Source organism: Blautia sp. AM47-4 (assembly GCF_003479865.1).
Taxonomy (GTDB): domain Bacteria; phylum Bacillota; class Clostridia; order Lachnospirales; family Lachnospiraceae; genus Fusicatenibacter; species Fusicatenibacter saccharivorans.
This window is the reverse complement of record NZ_QUHY01000033.1, coordinates 21125-27864: the sequence shown is the minus strand read 5'-3', so window position 1 is coordinate 27864 and position 6740 is coordinate 21125. Positions and strand designations below refer to the sequence as shown.

Genomic DNA, 6740 nt, shown 5'->3' with positions numbered 1-6740 from the left:
CCTTTGACGGAAAGAAGCCGTACAGCTTTTTGAAATCACAGATAACCTATGCCCTGCGACCAAAAATCACTTATGCAGGAAAAGCCGTAAAACTGCATAAGCAGATATTGAATGAAACAATCACGGCAGTAAGGAGTGTGAACTATGTTCCCGATAAAATATATTGACAATAACCTTGTCTGGAACAAGGACAATGAGGTGTTCGCCTACTATGAGCTGATACCATACAACTATTCTTTTCTATCCGCAGAGCAGAAATTTATCGTGCATGACAGTTTCCGACAGCTTATCGCACAGTCCCGTGAGGGTAAAATTCATGCGTTGCAGATTGCCACAGAAAGCTCAATCCGCAGTATGCAGGAACAGTCAAAGAAGCTGGTAACTGGAAAATTAAAGGAAGTTGCCTGCCAGAAGATAGACGAACAGACCGAAGCGTTAGTATCTATGATTGGGGACAATCAAGTGGACTACCGCTTTTTTCTTGGCTTTAAGCTCATGGTTACGGAAGAACAGCTCAATCTGAAGAACATCAAAAAATCGGTGTGGCTGACGTTCACAGAATTTCTCCATGAAGTGAACCACACGCTGATGAATGATTTTGTTTCCATGCCGAATGATGAAATCAACCGTTACATAAAAATGGAAAAGTTACTGGAAAATAAAATCTCCCGTCGCTTTAAGGTGCGTCGCTTGGAAATCCATGATTTTGGGTATCTCATGGAACATCTTTACGGCAGGGACGGTATCGCTTATGAAGATTATGAGTACCAGCTACCAAAGAAAAAATTGAACAAAGAGACGCTGATAAAATACTACGACCTTATCCGTCCGACAAGGTGTGTGATTGAGGAAAGCCAGCGGTATTTACGATTGGAACATGAGGACAAGGAAAGCTATGTGTCCTATTTTACCGTCAATGCGATTGTAGGAGAGCTTGATTTTCCGTCGTCTGAAATCTTCTATTTCCAGCAACAGCAATTCACATTCCCCGTTGATACGAGCATGAATGTAGAAATCGTGGAAAATCGGAAAGCATTAACGACCGTCCGCAACAAGAAAAAGGAACTGAAAGACCTTGATAATCACGCCTATCAAGCAGGAAGTGAAACCAGCTCAAATGTGGTGGACGCTTTAGACAGCGTGGACGAGCTGGAAACTGATTTAGACCAGACAAAAGAAAGTATGTATAAGTTAAGCTACGTCATACGGGTGTCTGCACCCGATCTTGACGAGCTGAAACGCCGTTGTGATGAAGTCAAGGACTTTTACGACGACCTCAATGTAAAGCTGGTGCGTCCTGCTGGGGATATGCTGGGGCTTCATTCTGAATTTTTACCAGCCAGCAAGCGATATATCAATGACTATGTGCAGTATGTAAAATCAGATTTTTTAGCTGGGCTTGGCTTTGGTGCGACACAGCAGTTAGGAGAAACTACGGGTATCTATATGGGCTATTCTGTTGATACGGGAAGAAATGTGTACCTGCAACCGTCCCTTGCCAGTCAAGGTGTAAAAGGTACAGTTACCAACGCTTTAGCGTCTGCTTTTGTCGGTTCGCTTGGCGGTGGGAAATCGTTCTGTAACAATCTTCTGGTATATTATGCGGTGCTGTTTGGCGGTCAAGCACTTCTGTTAGACCCTAAAAGTGAGCGTGGTAACTGGAAAGAAACGCTCCCAGAGATTGCACATGAAATCAATATCGTAAATCTTACCAGCGATAAGGACAATGCAGGGCTTCTTGACCCGTTTGTGATTATGAAGAATGTAAAAGACGCTGAAAGTCTGGCAATCGACATCTTAACATTCCTTACGGGTATTTCTTCAAGGGACGGCGAAAAATTCCCCGTACTTCGTAAGGCAGTACGCTCCGTTACCCAGAGCGACAGTCGGGGCTTGCTCCATGTGATAGACGAGCTACGCCGTGAAGATACGCCCATATCAAGAAATATCGCAGACCATATCGACAGCTTCACGGACTACGACTTTGCACACCTGCTGTTTTCAGACGGTACGGTAGAAAATGCTATCAGTCTGGATAATCAGCTCAATATCATTCAAGTAGCCGACCTTGTACTGCCAGATAAAGATACCACTTTTGAAGAATACACGACCATTGAATTGTTGTCTGTGTCTATGCTGATTGTGATTAGTACCTTTGCCCTTGATTTTATCCATTCGGACAGAAGCATTTTTAAGATTGTCGATTTAGACGAAGCGTGGGCGTTCTTAAATGTGGCACAAGGAGAAACCTTATCAAATAAGCTGGTTCGTGCTGGGCGAGCTATGCAGGCAGGCGTTTATTTCGTTACCCAGTCTGCCTATGACGTGTCAAAGGAAAGTCTGAAAAACAATATCGGCTTAAAGTTTGCATTTAGAAGCACGGATATAAACGAGATAAAGCAGACCTTAGAGTTTTTCGGTATCGACAAGGACGATGAGAACAACCAGAAACGCTTGCGTGATTTGGAGAACGGACAATGCTTATTGCAGGACTTATACGGGCGTGTCGGTGTGGTGCAGATACACCCAGTCTTTGAAGAACTGCTACACGCCTTTGATACCAGACCGCCCGTACAGAGAAATGAGGTGGAGTGATGAAAGAAAGGATAAAAGGTGTGTTCACAAAAAAGAAGATTTTCCACTTTCTCAAAATGGCTCTGTTCGTGGTGGCACTCTCCCTTATCCTGCTTTCACTTTTGGGGACGGTGGCTCATGCGACGGGGCTTGTAGACGATACCATAAACGCAGAAAATCTTTATTCAAAATATCCCCTTTCCAACTACCAGCTTGATTTTTTCGTCGATAATAGCTGGTCGTGGCTTCCGTGGAACTGGCTCGACGGTATCGGAAAATCGGTACAATACGGGCTGTACTGCATTACCAACTTTGTCTGGACTATCAGTTTGTATTTGAGTAATGCAACGGGCTATGTGGTGCAGGAAGCCTATAAGCTGGACTTCATCAATGATATGGCAGACAGTATCGGAAAGAGCATACAGACCCTTGCAGGCGTTACCGAGAACGGCTTTTCTTCTACGGGCTTCTATGTTGGTTTCCTGCTTCTCATTATCTTAGTGGTGGGAATGTACGTTGCTTATACGGGACTGATAAAACGGGAAACCAGCAAAGCACTTCACGCTGTTATCAACTTTGTGGTGGTGTTCGTGCTGTCCGCTTCATTTATTGCTTATGCTCCCGACTATATCAAGAAGATAAATGAATTTTCATCAGACATCAGTACCGCTTCTTTGGATTTGGGAACAAAAATCATGCTCCCTAACTCCGACAGCGAGGGTAAGGACAGCGTGGACTTGATACGGGACAGCCTATTTTCTATTCAAGTGGAACAGCCGTGGCTCTTGCTTCAATTCGGGAACAGCAACGCAGAAGAAATCGGGACAGACCGTGTAGAAGCTCTCGTATCGGCAAGTCCAGAGGACGAGGACGGGAAAACCAGAGAGGAAGTCGTGAAAACAGAAATCGAGGACAACGACAATAACAATCTGACAATACCGCAGGTCGTGAACCGTTTGGGTATGGTGTTCTTCCTCTTGTTCTTTAACTTGGGTATCACGATATTTGTATTCTTGCTTACGGGCATGATGTTGTTCAGCCAGATACTTTTTATTATCTTTGCAATGTTTTTACCTATCAGTTTTTTACTTTCCATGATACCGAGCTATGAAAGCATGGCAAAGCAGGCAATCGTGAGAGTATTTAATACCATAATGACACGGGCAGGAATAACGCTCATTGTAACGGTGGCATTTAGTATTTCCAGTATGTTTTACAACATTTCCACAGACTACCCATTCTTTATGGTGGCGTTCTTGCAGATAGTATGTTTCGCTGGTATCTACATGAAGCTGGGCGACTTAATGAGTATGTTCTCACTTAATGCTGGCGACAGTCAAAGCATGGGACGACGCATATTCCGCAGACCGTATCTGTTTATGCGACATCGGGCTAGGCGTATGGAACACCGTATTGCAAGGGCGGTAAGTGCTGGCGGTATTTCGGGCGGTGTAGCTGGTGCGGTGGCTGGAAGTGCCGTTGCTGGCAAGAGAGCCGAAAGAAAAAATACGGCTTCTAAAGAAAATCGGGGCAATACCACTTCCAGCATGGGACAGCGTGCAGGTTCAAAAGTCGGTGCTGTTTTAGATACGAAAAATAAAGTGAAAGACAAGGCAAACGCTGTCAAAGAGAATATCAAGGATATGCCGACACAGACCGCTTATGCGGTGTATTCCGCAAAGGAAAAGGCAAAGTCCAGCGTGTCCGACTTCAAGCGTGGCATGGTGCAGGAACAGCAGTCCAGACAGACGGGACGCTGGAAAAGCAGGAACAGCGTAAGAAAAATATCGCTGACAAACGTATGGAGCTTCAAAAGGCACAAGAAGCAAGGCAGGTACAGCGAAAGGCTGACGGATCAGCGACAACGGGAGCTACCCGTCCCCATGAGCGACCAGTCACAGCTTCAACCATTCCAAAGCCGAGTGTTGAAAAAATGCAGGAAGTCAAACGCCCAGCCACAGCTCCAACTCCGAAAGCAAGTGAGCCAGTCAAGACAAATGTTATCAAAGAGCGTCCGTTATCTTCTGGTGCTTCTGATAAGAAAGCACCCCAGCCTACACAGACAGTACATAGGCAGAATGTAGAAAAAGTGGTATCGCAGGAAACACGCCAGAATGACACCAAAGACCGCAGGATAAAGGTTCAGCAGACCCAGAGCGTCCAGAAGAACCAGCAGACCATAGAGAAAACCCGTAACCTTGTAACGAAGAAAGGACAGAAGAAAAAATGAAACTGAAACATATCGCTATCATTGGCAGTCTGTTTCCTATCCTCTTTTCTCTGGTGCTTTTCTTTGGCGTCCTCATTAGTGCGGACAGCGACGACGAGAACAGCAATTTTTCTTCTGGCATTACGGGTATGAACCTATCCGCAGAAGTCTTGAAACATCAGCCTATGGTAGAAAAATACGCCAGAGAAAACGGTATCTCCGAGTATGTCAATGTGTTACTTGCTATCATTCAAGTAGAAAGTGGCGGTACGGCAGAAGATGTTATGCAGAGTTCGGAAAGTCTTGGTTTACCGCCTAATTCCTTAGATACGGAAAGCTCAATCAAGCAGGGGTGTAAGTATTTTGCGTCCCTGCTTTCTTCCTGCAAAAATCAAGGTATCGACGACTTGAATGTAGCGATACAGTCTTATAACTATGGCGGTGGCTATGTGGGATATGTGGCAGGAAAAGGAAAAAAACACACTTTTAATCTTGCAGAGAGCTTCGCCCGTGAGAAATCGGGTGGAAAGAAAGTAACCTACACCAACCCGATAGCCGTTGCTAAGAATGGGGGCTGGCGGTATGGCTATGGAAATATGTTCTATGTGGAAGTAGTCAATCAGTATTTAGCAGTTCCGCAGGTATCGGGAGAACTGGCACAAAAGGTAATGAATGAAGCGTTGAAATATCAAGGCTGGAAGTATGTGTATGGTGGCAGTAACCCGAATACTTCCTTTGATTGTTCGGGATTGACGCAATGGTGCTATGGAAAAGCTGGTATCTCCTTACCGAGAACAGCACAAGCACAGTATGACGCAACCCAACATCTGCCACTCTCGCAGGCAAAAGCAGGCGATTTGGTGTTTTTCCATTCCACCTATAACGCTGGTTCGTATGTAACACACGTCGGTATTCTTGTTTCGCCGACACAGATGTACCACGCAGGCGACCCGATAGGATATGCAGACCTAAGTAGTAGTTACTGGCAACAGCACTTAATCGGTGCAGGACGAGTAAAACAATAGAAAGGACTTGAAAAATATGTTTAAGAAGAATAAGAAACAGACAGAAACTATCAAAGAACCAAAAGAAAAAAAGGTGCGTACTGTCAAGGTAGGCACACATAAGAAAACCGTGATTGCGTTGTGGGTGGTGCTTGTCGCAAGCGTGAGCTTTGGGGTGTATAAGAATTTTACGGCTATCGACCAGCACACCACCCATGAAAAAGAAATCATTGAACTTTGCTTGCAGGACACCAACGGGATAGAAAATTTCGTGAAAAACTTTGCGAAGTCCTATTACACATGGGATAACAGCAAAGAAGCTATCGAAGCAAGGACGCAGGCAATCAGCGGTTATCTGACAAAGGAATTGCAGGACTTAAATGTAGACACCATTAGAACCGATATACCGACCAGCTCCACGGTTACAGATGTGATTGTATGGCATATCGAGCAATCGGGAGCGGACACTTTTTCTGCTACCTACGAAGTAGATCAGCAGATAAAAGAGGGAGAACAGACAAGCAATGTGAAAGCAACCTATACTGTAAAAGTCTATGTGGACGCAGACGGGGATATGGTAATCGTTCAAAACCCTACCCTTGCACCAGCAGTTGAAAAATCAGACTATGAGCCTAAGACACCAGAAGCAGACGCAAGCGTGGACGCTGATACGGTAAATGACGCTACCGCTTTTCTGGAAACATTCTTTAAGCTGTACCCAACAGCGACGGAAAAAGAGCTTGCTTACTATGTATTGGGAAATGTGATTGAACCTATCGGCAGGGACTACCTTTATTCTGAACTGGTAAACCCTATCTTTATAAAGGACGGCGACAATGTGAAAGTCAAGGTTGCGGTAAAATTCATTGATAATCAGACAAAAGCGACGCAGGTATCGCAGTATGAGCTTGTGCTACATAAGGATAGTAACTGGAAGATTGTAGGATAAATGA

Annotated in this window: 3 protein-coding genes and 1 pseudogene; all 4 read left to right on the top strand. The window is 44.8% G+C overall.

The genetic code is table 11. The features are described from left to right. Positions 1-144: 144 nt before the first annotated feature. The 4 genes and pseudogenes from DW965_RS16210 to DW965_RS16195 all read left to right on the top strand — a co-directional run bounded on the left by DW965_RS16210 (position 145) and on the right by DW965_RS16195 (position 6736). The gene (locus DW965_RS16210) at positions 145-2595 is read left to right on the top strand and encodes an ATP-binding protein (RefSeq protein WP_003060327.1); all 2451 of its coding nucleotides are present in this window, start codon (positions 145-147) and stop codon (positions 2593-2595) included. Beyond that, positions 2595-4804, top strand: a pseudogene (locus DW965_RS16205) (CD3337/EF1877 family mobilome membrane protein). Before DW965_RS16210 ends, DW965_RS16205 begins: the two are co-directional and overlap by 1 nt. Continuing rightward, complete coding sequence (locus DW965_RS16200; RefSeq protein ID WP_003059774.1) at positions 4801-5808, top strand: bifunctional lytic transglycosylase/C40 family peptidase; 1008 nt, start codon at positions 4801-4803, stop codon at positions 5806-5808. Before DW965_RS16205 ends, DW965_RS16200 begins: the two are co-directional and overlap by 4 nt. A gap of 16 nt (positions 5809-5824) precedes the next feature. Continuing rightward, on the top strand, positions 5825-6736 hold the full coding sequence (locus DW965_RS16195; RefSeq protein WP_003062215.1) for a conjugal transfer protein: 912 nt from the start codon (positions 5825-5827) through the stop codon (positions 6734-6736). Positions 6737-6740 lie beyond the last annotated feature (4 nt).